A 24,102-nucleotide genomic window follows, 5' to 3' on the forward strand; every position below is an offset into this window, starting at 1 on the left:
TGATGCTGGAACTCCATATCCTCAAGCATATAAATTCTTTGAAACTTTCATTCACTCCAACCGTATTTATAGGATAAGAAAGGATGAGTAATACATGACACTAACTCTTACGATGTCAGCGTTGATCGGTTTGATCGCAATGGTTTTGGTAACGCCGCTTGCAAGTAAGACAGCAGAGGGCGATCGTAAAACATCGTTTAAATTAAAATTTGGCTTATTTATTTTTATTGTAGGAACATTAATTTCGTGCATTGTCTTCTATGTAACTAAAATAGATCAAAATTGGTCTATAATATGGCCTGTTATTTTAGTTCTTGCTATCATTGGTCTTTTATTATCTACAGGAATGGAACGTAAAATAAAAGGTTTAATCGCTTTTGCTAGTTTAATTTATTTTGGTTATCTTTTAGCTGCTCCCGTTTTTAACGCCAATCAAAAATTTGAGTCGGCGGAGATGGATCACAAAGTGGAAATGAAAGCGTTTGATGACACGAAAACGCCTGCAAGTGTTCCACCAAAATTCGCACGAAATAAGATGAAGAAGGCCTTCAGCCAAGTGCCAAATCCTAGCTATTATGAATTAGGAGAATTGCAGATCCAAAAAGTAGCGGGCGAATATGTTTATATTGCACCCGTTGAGTTTTCTGACTTTTTCAAATGGATGAAGGGGAAAGTTTCGCCAGGGTATCTCATCATGAGTGCAACCGATTCATCTAACAATCCAAAGTTCGTTAAATCAGAAATGGTTTATACAGCTTCTGGCTATTTTAACAATAATGTCAAACGCCATATGAGACTTGCTAATCCAAAAGAAATTTTTTATGGCGATCCACAATTGGAAGTAGACGATGACGGCAAGCCGTATTATATCAGAACGTATGGAAAATTCATTTCTGCGCGTAATGGCTTTGATCCAAAGGGCATTGTTATGGTAGATGTAAAAACAGGCGCTTCTAAAACGTATACATTAGATAAAATACCTGCCTTTATTGACGGAGCGATCTCTCCCGAAGCAGTAAGCCGACAAAATGAATATTTCGGCAAATATGTGCATGGTTTTTGGAATAGTCTAGTCGGCAAGAAAGATGTGAAATTGCCATCAGATGAAGGGACAGAAGCGAATGTCAGCCCTGTCTTTGATGAGAATGGAACAATGTTTTATTTCACTGATTTTAGAAGTCCGAAAAAAGGCGTAGATTCTATGCTTGGCTACTCTTTAACAGACGCGCGTACAGGTCATGCAACGTACTATACAGGCAATAAAGAAGAATCCTATATGGATTCGCAGGGTGCTATTCAAATCATTGAGAAAAAATTCATCGAGAAAAAATGGCGTGCTTCTATGCCGATTATCTACAATTTTTACGGTGAAGCTAGCTGGCTTGTGCCAGTATTAGATTCCAATGGCTTCCTACAAAATTACTCGATTGTGTCTGCAGCAAGGCCTGAACTTTCAGTATCTGCAGCAACACCCAATGAAGCACTACGGCAATATAAAACCATTATCTCCCGAATTGGCAACAGTTCGTTAAAAGGAACATCTGCAGCAGAAGAAAAAGAAACTCAAGGAAAAGTAGTCCGCGTTTATAAGGAAAAGAATGGGGATTTCACAACTGTTTCCTTCTTGCTAGATAATAAAGAAAATTATATTGTGAGTTCAGAAGTGGCTCCTCTCGCAGTCTATCTGAAAGAAGGCGACACGGTGAAGCTGAAATATGTGAATTCAAGCGAAGTCTTTTTACCAGTAAAAGAAATGGTTATAGAGGGAATCGAAGATAAATAATTAAAAAAGCTCTATAAGGCAGGCAAAAGCCAAAAACCTTATAGAGCATTTTTCTATTTCCAAGTAAATCCTTTGGATGCAAGGAAGTCTTTGATAAATGGACGACGCTGTTCAACTAAGAAATCAGCCATTTGTTTTGTCCAATTCGACATTTTTTGATTCGATGAACGGTGTTGGTAGTATTCTTCTAATGTCGCATCATATTCATCAAGTAATGTATCGTATTTTTCTTCATCATAACTATTTTCATGTAGCACGGCATCCAGTGGAAGTCTTGGTTTTGTTTCATTTCTTTTCGTCGGTTTTCCGATCGTCATGGCGAACATAGGAAAAACGTGTTCAGGCAGATTGAATAATTCACTGATATCAGCTGGGTTATTGCGTGCACCGCCAATATAACAAATGCCGTATCCTTCTGATTCAGCGGCAATAACAAAGTTTTGTGCAAATAGCGCTACGTCGGCTACGCCTGCAAGAAGATTTTCAGCAGAATCAGCCACAATTTCTACACCTTGCTTTTTGCCGGCAGCCTCCAAACGCTTGAAGTCAACGCAGAATAAGAAAGAAGCACCTGCTGTTTTGAATTGGAACTCATTGTTAGAGAGCTCGCCTAATTTTTTCTTTTTGTCGGCATCAGTTACCCAGATGACACTGTATGCTTGGATGAAATGTGAGGTAGCAGCCATTTGTGCTGTTTCAATTAAATCTCGTACAACCTCTTTTGGTATCTCTTCACCTGTATATTTTCGAACTGATGAATGGCTACGCAATAAATCTTTAACCATCTGTAGAACAACTCCTATTTTGTGGATTTCTCTAATTAACTATAGGAGAAATTGTAGGAAATGACTAGCGAAACGAATCCGCTTGTATGTAATATTTAGAAATATCAAAAAATAGTATTGACTTTTTAAAATGCAATACCTATACTTACAACAACAAGATGGAACAGAATAAATTACCTTTATCAAGAGTGGCGGAGGGAAAGGCCCTGCGATGCCCGGCAACCAGTAAGTTATCTTACATGGTGCTAATTCCTACAGATTCTTTATTGCGAATCTGACAGATAAGGGGAGGAAAATGCTAATGACCCTCTTCTTATGTGAAGAAGGGTTTTTCTTTTGGAAAAATCCTTGCCACACCTCAGCTTTCCATCTCAAACTATATTAGGGGGAATTAGAATGACAGAATTTCGTAAAGAGACTTTAGCAGTACGTGGTGGCCAAACGCCTGATCCTACAACTGGTGCAATTGGGGTGCCAATATACCGAACAACAGCCTATAGATTTAATGATACAGAGCATGCACGGAAATTATTCGCCTTGGAAGAGCCAGGCAATATTTATTCTCGAATCATGAATCCAACTGTTGATGTCTTTGAAAAACGAGTAGCCTTGCTTGAAGGTGGAACAGCAGCGGTTGCTTTATCATCAGGCATGGCGGCCATTTCATTTTCTATTTTAAATATAGCGCGTGCTGGTGATCATATAGTTTCAGCTGCGAGTGTGTATGGAGGAACGTACAATTTATTTGCTAATACTTTGCCGCGATACGGAATCAATACTACATTTGTAGATGAACGGAAGCTTGAAGATTTTGAAGGGGCAATCCAAAAAAATACAAAAGCGATTTATGTTGAAACGATTGGTAATCCTAGTCTTTCAGTAGCAGATATCGAAAGTATTGCGGATATTGCCCATCGACACGAAATCCCTCTAATCATCGACAATACATTTGCCTCACCGATTGGATGTAATCCTATTGAATATGGCGCTGATATTGTGATTCACTCTGCGACTAAGTGGATTGGCGGGCACGGTACAACAATCGCTGGCGTGGTGGTGGATGCAGGCAAGTTTGATTGGACACGAGGCAAATTCCCTGACTATACAGAAAGAGATGAATCCTATCATGGCATCCGCTATGGCATTGATGTGAGTAATGCAGCTTTCGCTACACGCCTGCGCGTACAATTGCTGCGCGACTTTGGGCCAACGCTTAGCCCAGATGCTGCCTTCCAACTATTGCAAGGTCTTGAAACACTGCATCTTCGTGTGCCTTATCATAATGAAAATGCTAGAAAGGTAGCTGAATACTTACGTCAGCATCCTCAGGTGGAATGGGTAGGATACAATGGCTTCTCTGATAGTGAATTCGCTCCTCTTGCTAAAAAGTATCTAAAGAATGGCTATGGCTCTGTTCTTACATTTGGAATTAAAGGAGGCAGAGATGCTGGACGCGAATTTATCGACAATGTCGAATTGTTCTGTCACGTGGCAAATGTAGGAGATGCCCGCTCATTGATTATTCATCCGGCCTCAACAACTCATCAACAATTAAACAGTGAAGAGTTGAAAAAATCAGGCGTGCAAGAGGAATTAATTCGCTTATCTATTGGGTTAGAAGCAATCGATGATATCATCTCTGCACTTGAAGAAGCATTCACAAAGGTAAGCCCAAAAGTTGCAGCAAAATAATTTGTTAATGAGTTTCGCTTCGCCTCAGGGAAGTAGCAGCATTTCCTAAAAAATTTTTTAAATAAATAAAGAAAAGAGTGATGGATTGTCTTTTCACTCTTTTCATTTTGATTTAAATGAACACTCCAGGTACACACATGTCTTTTGTAGGAGGATTTATCTTGTAAACATACTCTGTGTAAGCTAAAATCATCAGTATGTAGATTAATTCAGTATAAGACAATGGAGGCGGTTTTTTGAAAAAGGTAAAGGTTGCTATATTAGGTTTTGGTACAGTTGGCCAGGGGGTCTATCGCATATTAACAGAAAAGCGCAGTCAATTGAAACAGATGCTAGATGTCGACCTAGAAGTAGCAAAAGTCCTCGTCAGCAATCCGAATAAGCCACGTCCTCATGCTGCTAAAGAGATGCTGACAAATCAAATAGAGGAAATCCTGGATATTTCGAATCTTGATGTTGTTTTCGAAGCAATTGTAGGAGAGGAACCTGCATATCAATACCTTGACCGCCTTATTGAAAAGGGATGCAACGTTATCACCGCTAATAAAGTGATGTTTTCTAAGCATGGCAAATCACTTCAGGAAAAAGCAGCGAAACATGGAGTGCAGGTAGGTTTTGAGGCAACAGTTGCAGGCGGCGTTCCTGTTATAAAAACGATGCAAAATCTGCTTCGTGTCAATGAGGTACAGCGCATTCAAGGTATATTAAATGGAACATCCAATTACATATTGACCCAAATGCGTGCAAGAGGAATGGCATTTGAGGATGCTTTAGAAGATGCACAGAAATTAGGCTACGCTGAAGCAGATCCTTATAACGATATATCAGGCCAAGATGCTTTTCGAAAACTAATGATCCTCAGTGAACTAGCATTTAAAGAGCAGCCAGATTGGAAGGATGTAAAAGTACAAGGTATTAATGAAATCACATCCCAACAAGTAAAAGAAGCAACTGAAAAAGGCATGCGCTACCGACATATTGCACTAGTCCAAAAAAATTATAAAACAGGCGAGGTGCATGCGACAGTTAGACCTGAGCTCATAGATCAGAGTCACCCTCTCTATTCAATTGAGGAAGTAAACAACGCTGTTGCCATTGAGGCGGATCTGCTAGGCACCGTAACACTTGTAGGCCCAGGAGCGGGAATGCTTCCGACTGCGAGCGCGATGGTGGAAGATTATGGCGATATGCTGACAAAAACTAAAACTGTTATTTCAATTTAACTCAATTAAAAGATATTTATCATAATATTGGTTTAAAAAGAAAGGATAGATGAACAGGAGTGTGGGCCTGTATACATCTATCCTTTTGCATTATATAACTTTTCTTCTTAGTCTTTTAGGTTGAAGAGTAGTTTTTCATGGCTTTACACTTCATACTTTTATCGTCTACTTAATCGGCATATCTTTCCATGAATAAACTGGTATTGTCGCAATCCATAACGTTTCTTTCATGATATGAAAAAAATTCCAGAATAAATTGATAGAGAGTTCAGGAGCAATTGTGTTAATAACAATCACGCCAATTAAATAAAAAAGAATTAATCTCTATCCCAAATTCTTTCTACGTTTCTTAATACTTTTCCGTCAAAAGTCAATTTAAATATATCTGGCATATCAAGATTCTGCCAAAAAGAAAAATTATACTGTCTGTCAAAGAAATTCATGATTAGCACCATGATATTTCCATGTGTTCCTATCACTACATTTTTATCTTTATAGTTGTCTAATATTTTAAATGTAGCTTCAATACCCCTTTTTTGAGCCACAACGTTAGACTCTCCACCTTCCCATGAAAAGTTGTAGTCTTCCCATACTTTTGCTATTGCAAAAGCAAAATCTTTTGAAGGGACTGCAGTTAAAGTCCGTTCTTTAAAACCTTCTATAATTCCTATATCTGTATGTATGTATTCTGCTATGCCCTCTACTGTTTGAACCGCTCTTTTATAAGGACTTGAAAGAACAACATCAATTCCCTCTGTTTTTAATAATCTTGTAACCAGAGTGGCATCAGAAAATCCCTTTTCTGATAAAGGTCTATTTAATTCATCAGGTGTATAGGTAGAATGTGCATGCCTAACAAAATATAAATTAGTCATTGTATCAGCTCCTGACAGTAATGATCCAATTGTAGCATCAGGGTATCGATGCTTATTAATCTATTTGTCGCGTTAGTTAGCCTTTCAAAAAGTTCTTAATCACCACAGACCATCTAATACGACCTAATCCAAAAAAGTAAAAAATATGGAGACTAAAGGCTTCCTATGTCAAAAATTTGATGTTTCTAACTATATTATTAGGGAAAATAATGTATAATTGTTTATAACTTCAAATAGTTGGAGAGAGGGGATTTGCCGTGTTTTTTTCAATAGTTACATCTTATAAAGAAAGCAGCGAAACATTTCTCTATAATTATAAAGAAAGTTTAGAAAATCAAACATTTAAGGACTTTGAAATAGTTTTTTTACATAACAATTCTAAAATGATTTCTAAGCTGAAGAAATCAAAATTGAACGTTAACGACATTAACATGTCTGGGAATAACCACTTACAAGAATATAAAAATATGGGCATCAAGCATGCAAATGGAAAGTATATCATTTTCCTAGATTCGGATGATTACTTACATCCTAATGCTTTAATTTATGCAAAACAAATAATAGATGAAGATCCTGATCAAACAAATGTTTTAAAGTATGGGATTACAAAAACTATGTTGGACAAGAAAACGACTTTCAGAGAAAGAGGACAATCTTTATACGATAACGATTCTTTTGGTACCCTTCAAGCCGTTTTAAAGGCCAGTGATATAGATGCAGACAAAGAAAAAATAGCTAAAGTAATAAACGGAATGTACGAAAGTAACCTAATCCAACATACGTATACTAGTGTAGAGTCTAAAAAGTATTTCAAGAAACTTGACTATCATTTTAGATCACATAGTTTCATCCTCAAAAAGTCATTTCTAGAGGAAAGCGGGTTAAACTTCCATTCATCCAATGACTTGTATGGAGATATCCCATTTTTAGTTGACTTGTACAACCATGTCGATGTAATTAAACAAACAACGACAAAATTGTATTTTAAATATATTCATAATGACTCTATAAACTATCCATCATTAACGCAAGAAATTAGAGATGATAGATTATTAAAAAGGTGTCAAGCTTTCGATGAAGCTCTTGATTATTGTAAAGACCTTGAAATGGCACGGAAAGTTAAATTAGCCGCTATTAACTATTATTTATATCAAATTGATACAAATAAATCGTTTAGGGAATCTTTCCATGAAATGTTACCAGTTTATTCAACTTTAAATCATTTATTGAATAAAACTTCTAATCCTATTAAATTAAGAAAAAGGCATAAACCAGAAATCCTGCCAATTAAAGCAGGCAATTATAAAACCGCTTACAAAATTAGCAAGGCGCGGATTTTTGGATATAAAGCTTATCAATTTTTAAAACCAAAAAACAAAAGATTTAGACAGAGAAAAATCCAAGAAACTGTTTTTGCAAGGTTGCCGATTAAAAGTAATACGATTGTTTATGAAAGTTTCCTTGGCAGAAATTATTCAGATAGCCCTAAATCAATATTTAAATATTTATTAGAGAAAGAACCAAATAACTGGAAGCATATCTGGGTGCTAAATAATGAAGAGATAATTAAAGATGAAACAGAATTTACAAATCCTAATGTAAAAGTGATTAAGCGCTTCGGATGGAAATATTTTTATTACGCGACAGTTTCTAAATACTTCGTGCTAAATATGAGACAACCAAAATGGCTTGCTAAAAAAGAAGATCAAATTATTTTATCAACTTGGCATGGGACGCCGCTTAAACGTTTGGTATTCGATATGGAAAATGTGACTTCTGCGAATAAAAATTATAAAAATGACTTCTATAATCAATCCAGAAAGTGGGACTACTTAATAGCAGCGAATAAATATAGCGAAAATATTTTTGCGAGTGCATTTATGTATCCTAAAGAGCGTATGCTAACTTATGGATATCCAAGAAACGATATTTTATATAATTATACAGCAGACTACAAAACAATGATAAAAAATAAATTAGGTATTCCGTTAGACAAAGAAGTAATACTTTACGCACCAACTTGGAGAGATGATGAATACCATTCAGCTGGGAATTATAAATTTAACCTCCAATTAGATTTAAATCGTCTTAAGGAAGAATTGGGAGATAAATATGTCATCATATTAAGAATGCACTATTTTATCTCGGATAATCTTAATTTAGAGGGCTGTAAGAATTTTGCATATGATGTATCCAGGTATAATGATGTAAATGATTTATATATAATTAGTGATCTTCTCATAACTGACTATTCGTCTGTATTTTTTGATTATGCTAATTTACGTAAACCAATACTGTTTTACACATATGATATAAAAAAATACAAAGATGTATTAAGAGGATTTTATATTGATATGGAAAAAGAGCTTCCTGGCCCACTGCTTTATAATTCTGAAGAAGTTATCGATAGTATTAAAAATATCCAAAGGGTTAAAAATATTTACGAAACAAGATATAATCGATTTTATGAAACATTTTGTTCCCTTGATGATGGAAAAGCTACAGAACGTGTTGTATATAAAGTATTTAACGAAGGTACAAGAAAGAGTTGAGCATCCGAAATACAAAAAAGTCCCAGCCGTATTAAGGCTCGGACTTTTTTCATTTTTTCCGGAATACTTTTTCTACTACTTGGGATGAGGCATGCCCATCTTCAAGCCCACAGAATTTTTCATAGAATGACATAAAAGATGAATCCATGAATCCATTCGTCTGCTCAAATTTCTTAACCTCTTCAATTACCGCTTCTGTAGTTTTCACAAGCGGACCAGGTGCTAGGTTTTCAAAATCGAAGTAAAAACCCCTGAGTTTGTCACGATAAGTATCGATGTCATATGCAAAGAAAATCATTGGGCGCTTTAAATTTGCGTAATCAAAGAAAACAGAGGAATAGTCGGTTATTAGGATATCAGAAACTAAATATAGCTGACTAATGTCGACGAAATCTGAAAAATTATAGGCAAACCCTTCAAAATCCGTAAGGTCCAAATTCTCAGCTATTAAGTAATGCAGCCTTAATAATATGACATAGTCTTTACCTAGAGCGGCTTGAAGCATATGCAAATCAAGTTGTAAATTAAATTTGTATTTGCCAACAGAATAAAATTCATCATCTCTCCAAGTAGGCGCATACAAAATAATCTTTTTATCATGTGGTAATTCTAAACTTTCCTTCAGTCGTTGAATGTTTTCATGGCTATGGCTGGTATAAAGAATATCATTTCTTGGGTAACCGCTTTCAATAATTTTTTCTTTAGAAACATTGAAGGCTCTTGAAAATATTTCGGTCGAATACGTATTAGGTGAGATTAGATAATCCCACTTGCTGGTTTCGCTGTGAAAATTTTTTTTGTATTTTTCCGTTGTTGTTCCAGGCATATGGACTTCTTTCATATCAGCTGCTAATTTCTTTAACGGCGTTCCATGCCAAGTTTGCAAATAAGTCGTATGTTTTGGTTTTGGAATCCAAAGAGGCAAACGGCTGTTTGAAACCCAATAGCCCGCTCTCGCCATCTTTATGAGCCATTTCACAGAGAAACGACGCAAATAAGGAATACCCTCTTGTTGAAAATAAGCAGTATAGTTTTTATCTACACTCCAGTACATCTTATAGTCTGACTGTGTATCCCTCAAATATTCATATATAGCCCTTGGATTACAGCTATACTGCTTTCCTAAAAAGCTTTCAAAAATGATTAGCTTTTCATCTCCCGGCAAGTGGCTGGAAAAAGTAAAGATTTTTTTGTAGATTCTTGTTAATAAGGATTTGCTTTTCTTCTTTAAAGTAGAAACATATGATTGTCTGTTGTTTTTCTGGCTCACTTACACTTCTTCTCCTTAGGGAATAACTTTCTATTAGTCTTCTATTTTATACCCAACTATATAGGATTATCGAACTTTTTATTTTATAAAATCTGCTAACCATAGTATTATAAATCTACCATATACCAAGTACTTCATATGATTATAGTGTTTATTCGATAGATATATTCAACATTCATAGAAAATGTTTATTTAAATTGAAAATTGATTCAAGTATAATTATTTTAAAAGTTAAATGATTAAAAAATTGAGTTTTGTAAAACCAGTATTGCAAGTATTATCTCGGCGCTAGTGTACAAAAGTTAAGTAATTAATTTTATCATTAACAGTAAAATAATTATATACTTTTTTTGATATTTTTGGTACCTTATATGTTGTAGGAGGCAAAAAAGTGAAAAAAATTATTACTTATGGAACCTTTGATTTACTTCATTGGGGACATATTAATTTATTAAAAAGAGCTAAAGCGCTTGGTGATTACCTAGTTGTAGCAATTTCTACTGATGAATTCAATGCCCTTAAAGACAAAAAGGCCTATCATAGCTTCGAAAATCGCAAGGCGATATTAGAATCAATCAAATATGTCGATAAGGTGATTCCAGAAAATACCTGGGAGCAAAAAAAGGAAGATATCATCCGAGAAAATATTGATATTTTCGTTATGGGAGATGATTGGGAAGGGAAATTCGATGACCTTAAGGAATACTGCGAAGTAGTTTACCTCCCAAGAACTGACGGAATCTCTACAAGTAAAATAAAAAATGACTTACTGCAAGTAAAAAATGACTTAATGTAGTTTTAATATAGTTTAAAGGGAAAAAGACGTAGATATCTAACGTCTTTTTTATATACCATTCCTATTCTTTCTGTACAATTAAAATCTTATGTATAAAAATACTTCAATCAAAAAAAGCACTCATCATTTAGATAGGTGCTTTTACTATTTAATCCTCATCCTTAATATCAATATCCTCTGGAATAGGTGTGTTTTTCCATATTTCAATTTCTTCTTTTATTCTCTCCAATTGTTCAAAATATCGTTCAAATTGGTCGCTATTAACGAGGAATTGCTGGCCATCATGTACAGCGCGTATCCTTCCTTCTAAGACATAGCGCATCACTTGATGTTCCGGCATAGAGAGATCCTGTGCTGTATCTGCCACACTTTTGTACATCAAAAGAACCCCCTTTTTGCTTCATTATACTAGTAGATGTAGGGTTGCTCAACTGCTGGTTTGTTAGCTACAATATAAGATCGAGAGGCTAATGGTTTCTCGCTAACTTTTTGCTAAGAAGTATTCTAGCAAAGATGAAGCATATTTTATAAAATGAGGTTTATTTTTTGAAGAATAATAAAAGGCTTCTATGGGCAACTTTAGTGATATTAGCGATGATTGGTGTTTTATTAATTGCATTTTATGAATTAGCTCCAAAAAAAGAGATGAAAGAAGCGCCCCTAAGAAATGAAAAACCAAAGACTTTGAAAATAGTAGAAAGTGGTGGAGGCGATTTCTTACAGACGCAAGGGCAAAAAGTGAGGGAAAAAGATAGAGCGACACTTGAGTTAATTCAACATTACAATATAAGGAAAGAGTATAATGTTGGCGAGATGCATATCTTTGTTAAGGAAGTTAAACTGATAAAAATGACAGATATAGTTGATGAAGAGAAACAGTATTTAAATAATTATAATAATAAGTCGATAGAGGATTTACTTAAAGAAAAAAACAAATACAAAGATGCTGATTGGAATGAATTAAATGAGGCTGTTCAAAAATCCGGATGGAAGATTAAAGACCATGCATATTACATAGAAATTATCTATAAAGTGACTAATCAATATCCTGAGGAAGTACAGTTCTTTAGCTTCCTAGATGTTCAATTTGATGGAGAAATTTTTTTCGTTCCAAGAAGAAACTTTATCTTTAGTGATGATACCTTTGTTGGCGAAAGTAGCGCTTCAAGAGTCGACTATCGTAAAGGTGAAAAAAGAGAGGGAAGAATAGGCCTATTGCTGAAAAAGCGTCCTAAACAAATGGGTGACATTCAGTTCTCTACAGACGATGTACGTAATGGCGTTACGCACGAATTGATAAGATCAGGAAAGAACTTTGATATTTCTTTAAAGTAGTAACTCTATTTCCAGAGCTGTATCATACTCCATTTTAGAATCAAGTAGAGTGGGCAAGTTACAAAAACAAACTATTATCACTTAGGAATGAAGTGATCTTAGTTTGTTTTTTGTTGTTTATTATTGTTGGTGTTAGAAAGTTCTCTTCGATAGGGTTGTGAAATCCTGTAAAATAGGATTAAATCTTAAGAATTTCTTCATTTTTAGGCTCACTTCTTTTTAAGATTTAACCTGTAAGATGAACTATATAGAAAACAGTGAAATGAGGTGCATGAAGTGGCATCCTATACGATATTAGTCACAGATGATGACCAAGATATTCGTGATGGCATTGAAATCTACTTAAAAAACGAAGGTTACCATGTATTAAAAGCAGCGAATGGGTTAGAGGCATTGGAAAAATTAATGGAAAATGAAGTCCATTTAATCATATTGGATATTATGATGCCAGAAATGGACGGCATACAAGCAACTTTTAAAATTCGAGAAGAACAAAATATCCCGATTATTATGCTGAGCGCAAAAGCGGAGGATGGAGATAAAATTCACGGATTATCAGTTGGTGCCGATGATTATGTGACAAAGCCCTTCCACCCATTAGAACTAATGGCTCGCGTTAAATCTCAATTGCGTCGCTACGTGAAACTAGGGACCTATCAAGAACAGCAAGGGAAAGTAGTATTAGGCGGGTTAGCATTAGATGCAGAAGCCAAGGAATTGTCACTGGATGGCGAGCCTATAAAACTGACAAAGATTGAATATAACATCGTAGAACTCTTAATCACCAATGCAGGTCGTGTATTTTCAATAGAAGAAATTTACGAGCGTGTTTGGAAAGAAGCGGCTTACAATGCGGATAATATTGTTGCAGTTCATATAAGAAAAATACGTGAAAAAATAGAAGTAGATCCAAAAAATCCAAAGTACTTAAAGGTGGTGTGGGGAATTGGCTACAAAATGGAAAGAGCATAGCGCATTGATTTGGTCAATCATCGCTTTGTTGCTTGCATTCGCTAGTCTTTTATATTGCTTATCATTTATTTTGCACTTTATTGATTTTAGTTTTGCCAAAGCCCTAGCTCAGCTAACACGTACAATTGGAGGAAACGCATGAAACGAAATAAATATATTGCCCAGTTGTCTCTAATTTCTATTGTATTGGTTGGGCTATATTCATTTTTAGAATATGGCCACCAATACTTTCTGAAAAACTTTTTTGAATCTGATACTTTCCAATCAGATTATGACGATTTTACACACCAATTAGGCTCGCTTGTATTAAATCCAGCCGATGGAGATGAAGCGAAGAAAAAAATCAAGGTTTCTTCTAGTGAAATAGAGGATTATCGAAATTATTATGGAAGCTTAGGAGAGCAAATAGCCAATATTAAAGACCAGTATAGAGATAGGATCCAAGAAGCAAAAGATGCCAAGGCTACTACCGTCGAAGAGGCACTAATCAAAGAGCGAGAGAAAAAAATAAAAGATATTACAAAGAACTTTGAAGACGATCAATATGTACGCGACAAGATTATAAAAATCAAAGAAAAAGATATTGATCAGTATATAAGCGACAGAGAGAATAACAAAGAGGACTTTTTCAAATATTTCTCTTATTACTCATATAACCTCACTGATCTAGAGACAGGCCAATCATTTGTGAAGGGCAATGTGCAGGGAGATACAGCCTATACAAAGCGGTATAACCGTACCGATGATACCCTAGATTTATCATTATCTTCTGATGATATTGTCTATGAAGGAAGTGATGGAATCTCTTATGATGTGTCAAATTTATTGGAGCAGAAGACACATCGATATACAGGAAGTATATCTATTTCAGAAAAATTATTTACACAATCAAGCTACTATGAGGAATATAAAAATTTTCAATTCCACAAACGACTTCTTTATTTTATTTGGTTAGTTAGTATATTTTCTATAATTGCCTTATTTTTATTACGTCCGTTTCAATTAGAGATACAGAAGGGCCACGCACTTTACCAGTGGATACGCAAATGGCCTATTGATATAAGAGGGATATTTATTGCCTTAAATTTATTTGCGACTCTCTTTGCCGTTATTTTATTATCGGAACACTTTGTATTCACTCGTATATATGGAACTTTCTTTAATAAAGCGATGTTTGTTTTCACTTTTATATTCGAATTTGCTCTATTGTTTGTTTTAGTACATTTAATCATCAGGCAATCGATGATGTTGATGAAAGACTTGGATACAGGGGAGAAGCGTGCGAAAGCTATTAAAGGATCTATCCTTCTTCATGTAATAAAGGATATTCAACATTTATTTTTATCTCGAAGCATTGGTCTACAATCTATCGCATTGCTAATTACTGTTTTTTTAGCAGGCGTAGGCATAGTCATTGTATCGGATGGTAGTGGAGGGGCATTTTTACTTTACATGTTTTTATTTATGTTTGTAGCAACTCCAGCATCATTAGTATTTCTGCGTCGCATGGGTTATTTAAATCGAATGATGAAACAGACAGAGGATATGGCTAAGGGGCGATTAAGCGGTGATATTCCAGTCCGCGGCAAATCACCTTTTGCCCAGCATGCAGCAAATTTGAACGCCTTACGTGAAGGTGTCCGTTCTTCTATTACCGAACAAGCGAAAAGTGAGAGGTTAAAAACGGAACTAATTACCAATGTCAGCCATGATTTAAGAACACCATTAACATCTATTATTACGTACACCGATTTATTGAAAAATCCTGCATTGACAGAGGATGAGCGTAATAGCTATATAGCGATATTAGATAAAAAATCACAACGCTTAAAAACATTGATTGAGGATCTATTCGAGGTGTCCAAGATGGCGACCGGTAATATCGAACTGCACAAACAGCGAGTTGATTTAAATCAACTAGTCAAGCAAGCAGTGGGCGAACATGAGGAAGAAATTGAAAAAGCGAATATGTCGTTCCGTGTGCAATTGTCAGAGGAGCCATTATTTGCATATGTAGATGGGCAAAAGTGGTGGCGCGTGTTAGATAACCTGTTGATCAATGCATTAAAGTATACAATGGAAGGAACACGTGTCTATATCACATTAGAGAGAGTGAATGATAAGGCGCAGTTTGTTATCAAAAATATTACGAAATATGAGTTTGGCGACCAAAATGTTGAGGAGCTCTATGAACGTTTTAAAAGAGCTGATACCGCTCGCCATACAGAAGGGTCAGGCCTTGGCCTAGCTATTGCTCAATCTATCGTCGATCTCCACCAAGGCAGCATGGAAATCACAATTGATGGCGATTTATTTAAAGTAGTTGTTTCTGTGCCATTAGAGCGATTATATTGAAAAAATATAAATAGGTTCCAGAATTCTATATTGAATTCTGGGCTTTTTTTAATTCCATCAAAAAAACAGTAGCTAAAAACAATATAATATAGGAAAATGATATTAATAATAATGTATTTACTGGTAAAAATATAAAAAGGTAGAAGTGAGTGATATACATTGATTATAATGGGAATCATCTTTATTTGTTTTTTGCTTTCTATCCAATATGTTCGATATATTGGTTATGAAAAAAGTGAATATAAACAACTGACAGGCACATCATTCGGGAAAACCTTTTTTAACAAGGGGCTCTATGGGGAATATTTAATTGTAAAAGAGTTGCAAAAGTTGCCGGGCAAGCATAAAACGCTAGTCAATCTTTATATTCCTAAGCCAAATGGAGATACAACGGAAATCGACGTTATATTCATACATGAAAGTATGATTTATGTGATTGAATCTAAAAATTATAGCGGATGGATTTATGGTAGAGAACGCGATTATAAATGGACTCAGGTTTTTCAAAATAAAAAGAAGTATAAATTTTACAATCCTATCAAGCAAAATCGATCACATATACAACATTTGCAGCGTTTACTTTCAAGTGTAGATGAGAAGTTTTTTTATTCTCTGATTGTTTTTAGCAACCGTTGCACTCTGAAATCAATTGATATTGAATCAGAGTGTATAGAAGTTATCAATCGTAATAGGTTACATGTGGTGAGGAAGATTAACGCTCTTCATAGGCCTGATGCGATACCAGTTAATCTTATCTACAATAAATTGTTGCCTTATACAAATGTAGAAGAACAAGTGAAAGAGAAACATATGAATGATCTTCGCAAGAAGCACTCATCTTAAACGAAAAAATGAAAGAGCTAGAGTACAGAACACACTGAACTCTAGCTCTTTTATACATTCAACTATTTATCTTGAGATTCTGGGCCTACAATAATTGGTGAGGTCTCGGTAGGAACCTCTTCTTCTTCTGTAATAATCTTTTTATCCGCAAACATGTTAGACTGTAATCGAATAAATTGATAAATATGTGTGACGATTACTTTTAGTACTGCATAGCCTGGTACCGCCAAAATAATCCCAGGCAAACCAAATAGATTTCCAGCAGTCAAAATAACGAAAATAACCGTTATCGGATGGACTCGCAGAGATTTGCCCATGATTTGTGGAGAGATTAGTTTTCCTTCAAGCAATTGAACGATGACCCAAACGATGGCTAATTTCACCAGCATAGATGGCGAATGAATCAGCGCAAGAATAATGGCTGGCGTGATAGCAATAATAGGCCCTAGATACGGCACTACATTCGTTACCATCGCAATGATTGCTAGCGTTAAGGCGTAATCTAAGCCGATAATAAGGTAGCCAATTAAAAGTAATGTGCCGATACATAAGGATACGAAGATTTGACCACGTATATATGAACTTAACGCATGGTTCATTTCGCTTAAGATTCGCTTGGTTTCTGAACGTGATTGATCTGGCAAAAACTGTAGAATATATGTTGGCAGATTATCACCGTCCTTCAATAAATAGAAAAGAATAAAAGGAAGCACTGCCACAGCCATAATCACTTCTGTAATGGTTCCTACAACCGAAAATATACCATGTGAAAAATCTGCTGCATTATTGCTGAGATAGCCTGACACACTTTTAGACAGCCGGTCAATATCGGCATTTAGAGGTTGCATCCATTTTTCAACAAAATCATTATGTGCCAATTGTAAAACCGTATGTTGCACCTCTTTTGTGAGAGTTGGAATATTCATGATGAGACTTTGAATCTGTTCTTTTAAAATTGGCAGAACAGAGGAAATAATGACCGTAAGTATGCCGATAATCAATACGTATAATAATAAAATGGATATAGTCCGCTTAACCCCAGCTCGCTCGGAGAAATCAATCAAAGGATTGAATAAATAGAAGCAAATTCCTGCCAGTATGATCGGCAAAAAGATAGTTCTAATAAAGATAGCGAAAGGGATTAAAACAAATCCGATTTTAGATAGCGCTAGAAGAGTTATACTCAAGATGAAGACAATAAGTGTATAGATAACAAATTTGCTGTTTAAAATTTTCTTTTTGAAGATAGTGCCTTTTGAATCTTTAATCTGCATTATACTCACCCACCCCTGGTCATTCTTTAGAATGTATCCAACAAATGCTGCTTATTTTTGAACCTTGCTTAAAAAATAGCGTCTTGCTAGTTAGATAACTATTCTTTACCCTTTATAAGACTGTTTCTAACTAAATTGCTTGCTTATACTGTAATGGTTCATGTCTCGGATGCTTGCAAGTCCGGTGGAAGGCTGCTCATCATAAAATAGCAAAATGCTTTATGAAATTTACATAATGATTAAAGAATATTTATGAGATATCTATCATGGGAGGTTATACAGATTATTACGTCCAAACTTATCATCATCTCGCTATTTCTAGTGATTGTCACAATGATTGATACATTGGCTTATTCTACGAGAATATCGGGGGTTAGAGTGAAATTAATCGCTACGGCAATTTCTTTGTTTAGTACGCTTGTGATTGTTTCTAGATTCTCTACAATGATTCAACAGCCATTAACGGCTAAGCTTATTGTGGAAGCCCCGAAGATGGACAAATTAAGTTATATAGAGGATCAGTATCGAATATTAATTGCTGTGACATCATTAGGGGTTTTGCTCGGAATATTTCTTTTTCCTGCTTTTATTAACATTTTTTCAAGAGCTATTATTGGCTTATCAAATGAAAAGGGTTCTTTATTTACCTTATTTAAGAAGCAGTTCAATCTAAAGGGTATGAAAAATATTTTGCGTTGTTTTAGACTGCCAAAATGGCATTATTTGCACGATATCACATTCAAGACCATCCCTAAGCGTCTATTTATGATTAATATCCTTATCACAGCTGTATTTACAACAGGGGTACTCTCATCTATTTATGCCTCGATGCTAGTACCGAGCGATTATGCGCAGACAGCATTGATGTCTTCTGGAATTATCAATGGAATTGCGACATTGCTATTAACACTATTCATCGATCCAAAAGTGTCTGTATTAGCCGATCGAGTGATAAAAAAACAAGTAGATTATGTATATTTGAAAAGTTATTCATTAACCATGATTAGTTCAAAATTTTTAGGCACGCTTTTAGCTCAGCTACTGTTTGTCCCTGCGGCATATTATGTAGCTTGGTTTGCTGAATGGATTTAAGTTTCTGTTAAGTAACCCAATTGCTTATAAAGATACTATGGATAATCGCCTCTAATTTGCCGTAATTAACCAAAAATATATATAATTACTGGTAAGGGGGAGGAGAGTTTGGATAATATAAAATTTATGATTAGCCGGCTTCTGTTCAACTTGCAATTACACGCGGGTAAGTTTAGATTACTAGGCTATGCGGTCTTGCTAGATGCATTGCTAGCGATAGGAGATATTACTGTTTATTTAGCTTTACCAGAATTATTTATAGGGATCCTGTTGACTAGTATTTTAATGGTTGTTGTTAGGAGATACGCGCCTATTTTCTATAAAGTAATTTTAAAAAGAAGCGCTTTGTTAACTACTGTACTAACTGTATATTCTTGCATTATTTTTATGCATTACTTTATTTGGATTGCGCCATATTAAAATAAGTAAAAGCCTGATTTCCTTAGTAAAGTAAGAAATTGGGCTTGTTCTACTTCGTTATTTGATGGAAATATATTTACATACAGTTTAAAAAGGTGAGGAAAGGAGCGTTCTATGGGAGTTAGCAAAATAGTCAAAGGTCTTTTATTGCTTGTCATTTATAATTTGATTGTCTATTACCTTGGATGGAATGTGTACCACTTTTTATCAACCGTTTTTCACTCTCATTTTAGCCTTATATTTGCCATTGTTTGGCTTTATATCGCATATAGTATTGTCATCAGCAATTTCAATGAAAAGTTTCGTCTAACTAAAGTGGTGAGCGCCTACTGGATGGTGTTGGTCGAATATGGGCTTCTCTTGTTCCCGCTCGCTGATTTAGCCCTATGGCTCATTCCCTCACTAACAGTCTTATGGGTAGGAGTAGCTGTTATTGGCATATTCGCATTGATCATAGGAATTGGCTCATATATGGCGTATTCACCGGTCATTAGGAGAAAAGAGATAGCTGTTAAAAAAAATCATCCTGAAGGTAAAGATTTTCGTATGGTCATTGCGTCAGATTTTCATCTAGGCATCTTGTCTAACAAAAAGCTTTTACAAAAATTTGTGAATATGTCGAATGAGACAAAGCCTGACGTCGTATTATTAGTGGGTGATATTGTAGACGATCACCCGTATTGGTTTAAGGCATATCACATGGATGAGGTCATGAAAAAGTTAACTTCTACATATGGTGTATATGGAGTTTTAGGTAATCACGAATATTACGGTCGCCAAATTCCTATATTTGTAGAAGAAATGAAAAAATCTTCTGTAACCATCTTACAAGATGAAACAATATGTATAGCCGATGCGTTTTATTTAACAGGAAGGGAAGATAAGACGAATACTACTCGCAAGTCTTTAAAAGAATTAGCTGAGCATGTTGATCAGCAATATCCGTGGATAGTCATGGACCATACGCCATCAGATTTGAGCACACCTACAGAACTTGGTGTCGATATCCATCTCTCAGGCCATACTCATCTCGGGCAGATGTGGCCCAATCAGTGGATAACGAAAAAAACATTTGAGTTGGACTATGGTTATTTATTAAAAAATACAACGCACTATCTCGTATCATCTGGTTTTGGATTTTGGGGGCCACCGATTCGAACTAATAGCCGGAGTGAAATGTGGATTGTAGACGTGAAGTTGACGGATTAATGTAATGGAATTATAAAATAGCTACCATTCCCGATGTGTTATGATTAATTTTGCTGGCAATAGCCAAATGAAGCATCAAATAAAAGATAAGGAGTTATTATGGAAATAATTGAATTAATAAAATCCATCATTTTAGGTTTTGTGGAAGGCATGACTGAATTCGCCCCTGTATCTTCTACTGGCCATATGATTATCGTCGATGATATGTGGTTGAAAACGCAAGAGTTTCTTGGCGAGTCATCGGCCAATACATTCAAAATTGTGATTCAGCTGGGTTCTATCCTAGCAGTCGTTGTGGTGATGTGGAAGCGGATGTTAAGCCTTGTTGGTTTATATCATATCAAGGGACAAAGACCTCATCATCATTTCAATTTGTTGCATGTCATCGTGGGTATTATCCCTGCTGGTATATTAGGTGTTCTATTCGAAGACTTTATTGACAAGCACTTATTTGGTATTAAAACTGTTATTTTCAGTCTGTTTTTCGGAGCGTTATTTATGATTGCCGCGGATAAATGGGGACCAAAAAGACCAAAAGTGCACTCACTTGATGATTTATCATATGGGCAAGCATTTAAAGTGGGGCTTATTCAATGTTTATCCCTATGGCCAGGTTTTTCTCGGTCAGGAGCAACGATTTCCGGCGGTGTTATGCTAGGGCTAGACCATCGTACGGCATCCGACTTTACGTTTATTATGGCGGTTCCTATTATGGCGGGCGCCAGTCTTGTATCCCTGCTGAAACATTGGAATGAAATTAATTTCGGCGACATGAATTTCTATATCGTTGGATTTATCAGCGCATTTGTGTTCGCTCTTATTTCTATTAAGTTTTTCTTGAAGCTTATTTCGAAAGTGAAATTAGTTCCGTTTGCCATCTATCGTATTATTCTAGCGATTATACTTGCAATTATCGTATATATGTAGAAAAAGAGATGTCGGTTTTCGACATCTTTTTTTAATTATGTGAAATATATTATTTAAGTGAAAGAGTGCCAAATAAACTTGTCTTGTGCTATAATAAAAAACAGTAAAAACACAATATATCTTTATTGTGTTGGTGATATAACACAATATATAGTATGAAAGCCACATTTTTATCTTTTCTGCAGTTAGACGGTTAAAGCTAGCCGCAATGGGGAAATTGCACATAAACAACAGGTGAATTTTCTTTCTGTAGACACAAGATGTAGCTTTTCAGCACTAATTATACAACCTAGATTATGTCGTTTTGTGTCTCATTTCGTAGGCTTCGGAATCAATAAATTTATTCCTTTATAAGCCTTGCGATTGTTCAGCCATTGGGTTAAAACAATCGCTTTTTTAACGAAAGAGCCAAAACGATTATCTTTTGGGATAGATTTTGTAAAAAGGAGACAAAAATATGCTAATTCGTTTGGATGAAAAAGAAAAAGTAATGCAGCAACTAGAAGAAGAGTTTGGAAAAGAGGATTTAGAGCTGCTTAGACGGAAGCATGAACGTTTAGAAGATAAGCATCCGGAATATACGCTTGTTGAATGGACACGTGCTTTAGCGCTTGAAGCATTAAGCCTGTTAGATGAATTAGAACCTTATTGGACATTTGTCGCAGCACGATTGTTGCTAGCGGAAATTTACGAAGAATATGCAGCACTTCGCCATGTTCAACCTACAGAGGTCTATCAAGCTTTTCCAAAACAGGTCCAAGAATTAGTAGAAAAAGGGTTATATGATCCGGCACTAGCTGAAGCATATACACCTGAAGAATTACAACAGCTAGCGGCAGCGATGGAACCGAAGCGCGATAAGTTATTTACATATATCGGCCTCAAAACATTGATGGACCGCTATGTGACTCGTGAACACGACAATACGCCAATCGAATTACCACAAGAGCGTTGGATGGTCATTGCGATGACATTGATGCAAAACGAAAGTGATAATCGACTAGATAAAGTAAAAGAAGCTTATTGGGCAATGAGCAATCTTTATATGACAACAGCTACTCCGACCCTTGCGAATGCTGGGAAAACGCATGGTCAGCTTTCTAGCTGCTTTATTGACACAGTAGATGACAGTTTACAGGGCATTTACGATTCCAACACAGATGTTGCGACATTATCTAAATTTGGCGGCGGCATCGGCGTTTATATGGGTAAAGTGCGTAGCCGTGGTTCATCTATTCGTGGATTTAAAGGCGCATCAAGCGGTGTGATTCCATGGATTAAACAACTAAACAACACAGCTGTATCAGTTGATCAGTTGGGTCAACGCCAAGGGGCAATTGCAGTTTACTTAGATGTTTGGCATAAAGATATTTTCCCATTCCTTGATTTGAAATTGAACAATGGTGATGAGCGTATGCGCGCACATGATATCTTTACAGGTGTTTGTCTCCCAGATATTTTCATGGAAGCAGTAGAAAATCGTGAAGAATGGCATTTATTTGATCCGCATGAAGTACGTACAGTTATGGGCTTCAACTTAGAGGACTACTATGATGAAACAAGAGGACAAGGTTCTTTCAGAGATAAATATTTAGCTTGTGTAGAAAACCCTGAATTATCTTCTGAAGTTGTACCTGCTATTGATATCATGAAACGGATTATGCGTTCACAGCTTGAAACAGGCGTCCCATTCATGTTCTACAGAGATGAAGTAAACCGCATGAATGCAAACAAACATGCAGGTATGATTTACTCAAGTAACCTATGTACTGAAATTGCACAAAACATGAGTGCAACTGAGTTTGAAACTATTACAGTGGAAGATGACTTAATTGTCACTCGCCGTAAACCTGGTGATTTTGTTGTGTGTAATTTATCATCTATCAATCTTGGTAGAGCAGTACCGGCGAATGTGCTAGAACGTTTAATCGGTATTCAAGTGCGTATGCTTGATAATGTAATTGAGTTGAATAATATCCCTGTTAAACAAGCTGAAATCACAAATTCACGCTATCGCGGTATTGGCCTTGGTACATTCGGATGGCACCACTTGCTTGCATTAAAAGGCATCACATGGGAATCAGATGAAGCAGTTACTTACGCGGACGAGCTATATGATCAAATCGCTTACTTAACTATTAAAGCATCTTCCGAGCTAGCGAAAGAAAAAGGATCATACCCACTATTTGAAGGCTCAGATTGGCACACAGGTGAATACTTCACAAACCATGGCTATGACGGCAAAGAAAAATGGGAACTATTGCGTCAACAAGTTGCAGAGCAAGGAATGCGGAATGGCTATGTAATGGCAGTCGCTCCTAACTCAACGACTTCTATTATTGCCGGTAGTACAGCAAGTATCGACCCAGTGTTCCAGAAGAGCTATTCTGAAGAGAAAAAAGATTATAAAATCCCAGTTACAGTACCAGATTTGAATGAAAAAACAACTTGGTACTATAAATCTGCTTACTTTATCGATCAAAATTGGACGATTAAACAAAATGCAGCGCGCTCTCGTCATATTGACCAAGGTATATCCTTAAATTTATATGTACAAAATACCGTCAAAGCGAAAGAATTGCTGGCTCTTCATTTAAATGCATGGAATAGCGGCATTAAAACAACTTATTATGTACGTTCTACTTCAGTTGAATTATTAGAATGTGAGTCTTGTGAAAGCTAAAAAGGAGAGGGATTTA

At 35.8% G+C, this 24,102-nt stretch carries 19 protein-coding genes, 1 pseudogene and 1 riboswitch; of the genes and pseudogenes, 15 read left to right on the plus strand and 5 right to left on the minus strand.

Features of this window, described 5'->3' with window-relative positions:
• Positions 1–94 precede the first annotated feature (94 nt).
• Complete coding sequence (locus tag AC6CHJ_RS00160; protein ID WP_498286951.1) at positions 95–1,783, plus strand: hypothetical protein; 1,689 nt, start codon at positions 95–97, stop codon at positions 1,781–1,783.
• 53 nt (positions 1,784–1,836) lie between these two features.
• On the opposite strand, the gene nfsA is transcribed toward AC6CHJ_RS00160, so the two are convergent.
• On the minus strand, positions 1,837–2,568 hold the full coding sequence (nfsA, locus tag AC6CHJ_RS00165; RefSeq protein ID WP_147195638.1) for an oxygen-insensitive NADPH nitroreductase: 732 nt from the start codon (positions 2,566–2,568) through the stop codon (positions 1,837–1,839).
• Positions 2,569–2,744: 176 nt separating this feature from the next.
• A riboswitch (SAM riboswitch) is annotated at positions 2,745–2,856 on the plus strand.
• A gap of 108 nt (positions 2,857–2,964) precedes the next feature.
• Here nfsA and AC6CHJ_RS00170 point away from each other — a divergent pair.
• On the plus strand, positions 2,965–4,260 hold the full coding sequence (locus AC6CHJ_RS00170) for an O-acetylhomoserine aminocarboxypropyltransferase/cysteine synthase family protein (RefSeq protein ID WP_498286952.1): 1,296 nt from the start codon (positions 2,965–2,967) through the stop codon (positions 4,258–4,260).
• 236 nt (positions 4,261–4,496) lie between these two features.
• Complete coding sequence (locus AC6CHJ_RS00175) at positions 4,497–5,483, plus strand: homoserine dehydrogenase (RefSeq protein ID WP_249775189.1); 987 nt, start codon at positions 4,497–4,499, stop codon at positions 5,481–5,483.
• Between the two features lie 317 nt (positions 5,484–5,800).
• Here AC6CHJ_RS00175 and AC6CHJ_RS00180 read toward each other — a convergent pair whose 3' ends face one another.
• Positions 5,801–6,358 (minus strand): histidine phosphatase family protein, encoded by a 558-nt coding sequence (locus tag AC6CHJ_RS00180; RefSeq protein ID WP_498286953.1) that lies wholly within the window; start codon positions 6,356–6,358, stop codon positions 5,801–5,803.
• A 257-nt stretch (positions 6,359–6,615) separates the two neighbouring features.
• On the opposite strand from AC6CHJ_RS00180, the gene AC6CHJ_RS00185 reads away from it, so the two are divergent.
• Positions 6,616–8,910, plus strand: a complete 2,295-nt coding sequence (locus AC6CHJ_RS00185; RefSeq protein WP_498286954.1) for a CDP-glycerol glycerophosphotransferase family protein — start codon at positions 6,616–6,618, stop codon at positions 8,908–8,910.
• Between the two features lie 49 nt (positions 8,911–8,959).
• On the opposite strand, the pseudogene AC6CHJ_RS00190 reads toward AC6CHJ_RS00185, so the two are convergent.
• Positions 8,960–10,171: pseudogene (locus AC6CHJ_RS00190) on the minus strand (CDP-glycerol glycerophosphotransferase family protein); the annotation flags it as partial.
• Positions 10,172–10,571: 400 nt separating this feature from the next.
• On the opposite strand from AC6CHJ_RS00190, the gene tagD reads away from it, so the two are divergent.
• Positions 10,572–10,976, plus strand: coding sequence for a glycerol-3-phosphate cytidylyltransferase (gene tagD / locus AC6CHJ_RS00195; protein ID WP_498286955.1), 405 nt, complete (start codon positions 10,572–10,574; stop codon positions 10,974–10,976).
• Between the two features lie 148 nt (positions 10,977–11,124).
• Here tagD and AC6CHJ_RS00200 read toward each other — a convergent pair whose 3' ends face one another.
• The gene (locus tag AC6CHJ_RS00200; RefSeq protein ID WP_147195628.1) at positions 11,125–11,355 is read right to left on the minus strand and encodes a helix-turn-helix domain-containing protein; all 231 of its coding nucleotides are present in this window, start codon (positions 11,353–11,355) and stop codon (positions 11,125–11,127) included.
• Positions 11,356–11,522: 167 nt separating this feature from the next.
• Between AC6CHJ_RS00200 and AC6CHJ_RS00205 the strand changes: the two genes are divergently transcribed.
• The 5 genes from AC6CHJ_RS00205 to AC6CHJ_RS00225 all read left to right on the plus strand — a co-directional run bounded on the left by AC6CHJ_RS00205 (position 11,523) and on the right by AC6CHJ_RS00225 (position 16,481).
• The gene (locus AC6CHJ_RS00205) at positions 11,523–12,311 is read left to right on the plus strand and encodes a hypothetical protein (protein ID WP_498286956.1); all 789 of its coding nucleotides are present in this window, start codon (positions 11,523–11,525) and stop codon (positions 12,309–12,311) included.
• Between the two features lie 276 nt (positions 12,312–12,587).
• Positions 12,588–13,283 (plus strand): response regulator transcription factor, encoded by a 696-nt coding sequence (locus AC6CHJ_RS00210; RefSeq protein ID WP_066791496.1) that lies wholly within the window; start codon positions 12,588–12,590, stop codon positions 13,281–13,283.
• A complete protein-coding gene (locus tag AC6CHJ_RS00215) occupies positions 13,258–13,425 on the plus strand; it encodes a hypothetical protein (protein ID WP_249775195.1) in 168 nt (55 codons plus the stop codon). The genes AC6CHJ_RS00210 and AC6CHJ_RS00215 overlap by 26 nt, the downstream gene beginning before the upstream one ends.
• A complete protein-coding gene (locus AC6CHJ_RS00220) occupies positions 13,422–15,638 on the plus strand; it encodes a sensor histidine kinase (protein WP_498286957.1) in 2,217 nt (738 codons plus the stop codon). The genes AC6CHJ_RS00215 and AC6CHJ_RS00220 overlap by 4 nt, the downstream gene beginning before the upstream one ends.
• Before the next feature lie 168 nt (positions 15,639–15,806).
• Complete coding sequence (locus AC6CHJ_RS00225) at positions 15,807–16,481, plus strand: nuclease-related domain-containing protein (protein ID WP_498288491.1); 675 nt, start codon at positions 15,807–15,809, stop codon at positions 16,479–16,481.
• A 62-nt stretch (positions 16,482–16,543) separates the two neighbouring features.
• On the opposite strand, the gene AC6CHJ_RS00230 is transcribed toward AC6CHJ_RS00225, so the two are convergent.
• Positions 16,544–17,755 carry an AI-2E family transporter gene (locus AC6CHJ_RS00230; protein WP_498286958.1) on the minus strand — a complete coding sequence of 404 codons (1,212 nt, stop codon included), beginning with the start codon at positions 17,753–17,755 and terminating at the stop codon, positions 16,544–16,546.
• Between the two features lie 276 nt (positions 17,756–18,031).
• Here AC6CHJ_RS00230 and AC6CHJ_RS00235 point away from each other — a divergent pair, with 276 nt between their 5' ends.
• The 5 genes from AC6CHJ_RS00235 to AC6CHJ_RS00255 all read left to right on the plus strand — a co-directional run bounded on the left by AC6CHJ_RS00235 (position 18,032) and on the right by AC6CHJ_RS00255 (position 24,086).
• On the plus strand, positions 18,032–18,847 hold the full coding sequence (locus tag AC6CHJ_RS00235) for a lipid II flippase Amj family protein (protein WP_249775960.1): 816 nt from the start codon (positions 18,032–18,034) through the stop codon (positions 18,845–18,847).
• Between the two features lie 108 nt (positions 18,848–18,955).
• The gene (locus AC6CHJ_RS00240; RefSeq protein WP_249775198.1) at positions 18,956–19,267 is read left to right on the plus strand and encodes a hypothetical protein; all 312 of its coding nucleotides are present in this window, start codon (positions 18,956–18,958) and stop codon (positions 19,265–19,267) included.
• A 114-nt stretch (positions 19,268–19,381) separates the two neighbouring features.
• Positions 19,382–20,476, plus strand: a complete 1,095-nt coding sequence (locus tag AC6CHJ_RS00245) for a metallophosphoesterase (RefSeq protein WP_249775199.1) — start codon at positions 19,382–19,384, stop codon at positions 20,474–20,476.
• A gap of 99 nt (positions 20,477–20,575) precedes the next feature.
• Entirely contained in the window at positions 20,576–21,403 is an 828-nt protein-coding gene (locus tag AC6CHJ_RS00250) for an undecaprenyl-diphosphate phosphatase (protein ID WP_249775200.1), read from the plus strand.
• Between the two features lie 457 nt (positions 21,404–21,860).
• Positions 21,861–24,086 (plus strand): ribonucleoside-diphosphate reductase subunit alpha, encoded by a 2,226-nt coding sequence (locus AC6CHJ_RS00255; RefSeq protein WP_249775201.1) that lies wholly within the window; start codon positions 21,861–21,863, stop codon positions 24,084–24,086.
• The last annotated feature ends 16 nt before the right edge of the window (positions 24,087–24,102 follow it).

The sequence above is a fragment of the Rummeliibacillus sp. GQ308 genome (assembly GCF_059759115.1).

What these genes read in the sequence shown, in the direction of transcription:
- AC6CHJ_RS00160 (WP_498286951.1), top strand. Translation starts at nt 95, where the DNA reads ATGACACTAACTCTTACGATGTCAGCGTTGATCGGTTTGATCGCAATG.
- AC6CHJ_RS00245 (WP_249775199.1), top strand. Translation starts at nt 19,382, where the DNA reads ATGGGAGTTAGCAAAATAGTCAAAGGTCTTTTATTGCTTGTCATTTAT.
- AC6CHJ_RS00170 (WP_498286952.1), top strand. Translation starts at nt 2,965, where the DNA reads ATGACAGAATTTCGTAAAGAGACTTTAGCAGTACGTGGTGGCCAAACG.
- AC6CHJ_RS00230 (WP_498286958.1), bottom strand. Translation starts at nt 17,755, where the DNA reads ATGCAGATTAAAGATTCAAAAGGCACTATCTTCAAAAAGAAAATTTTA.
- AC6CHJ_RS00220 (WP_498286957.1), top strand. Translation starts at nt 13,422, where the DNA reads ATGAAACGAAATAAATATATTGCCCAGTTGTCTCTAATTTCTATTGTA.
- AC6CHJ_RS00200 (WP_147195628.1), bottom strand. Translation starts at nt 11,355, where the DNA reads ATGTACAAAAGTGTGGCAGATACAGCACAGGATCTCTCTATGCCGGAA.
- AC6CHJ_RS00255 (WP_249775201.1), top strand. Translation starts at nt 21,861, where the DNA reads ATGCTAATTCGTTTGGATGAAAAAGAAAAAGTAATGCAGCAACTAGAA.
- nfsA (WP_147195638.1), bottom strand. Translation starts at nt 2,568, where the DNA reads ATGGTTAAAGATTTATTGCGTAGCCATTCATCAGTTCGAAAATATACA.
- AC6CHJ_RS00180 (WP_498286953.1), bottom strand. Translation starts at nt 6,358, where the DNA reads ATGACTAATTTATATTTTGTTAGGCATGCACATTCTACCTATACACCT.
- AC6CHJ_RS00225 (WP_498288491.1), top strand. Translation starts at nt 15,807, where the DNA reads ATGGGAATCATCTTTATTTGTTTTTTGCTTTCTATCCAATATGTTCGA.
- AC6CHJ_RS00250 (WP_249775200.1), top strand. Translation starts at nt 20,576, where the DNA reads ATGGAAATAATTGAATTAATAAAATCCATCATTTTAGGTTTTGTGGAA.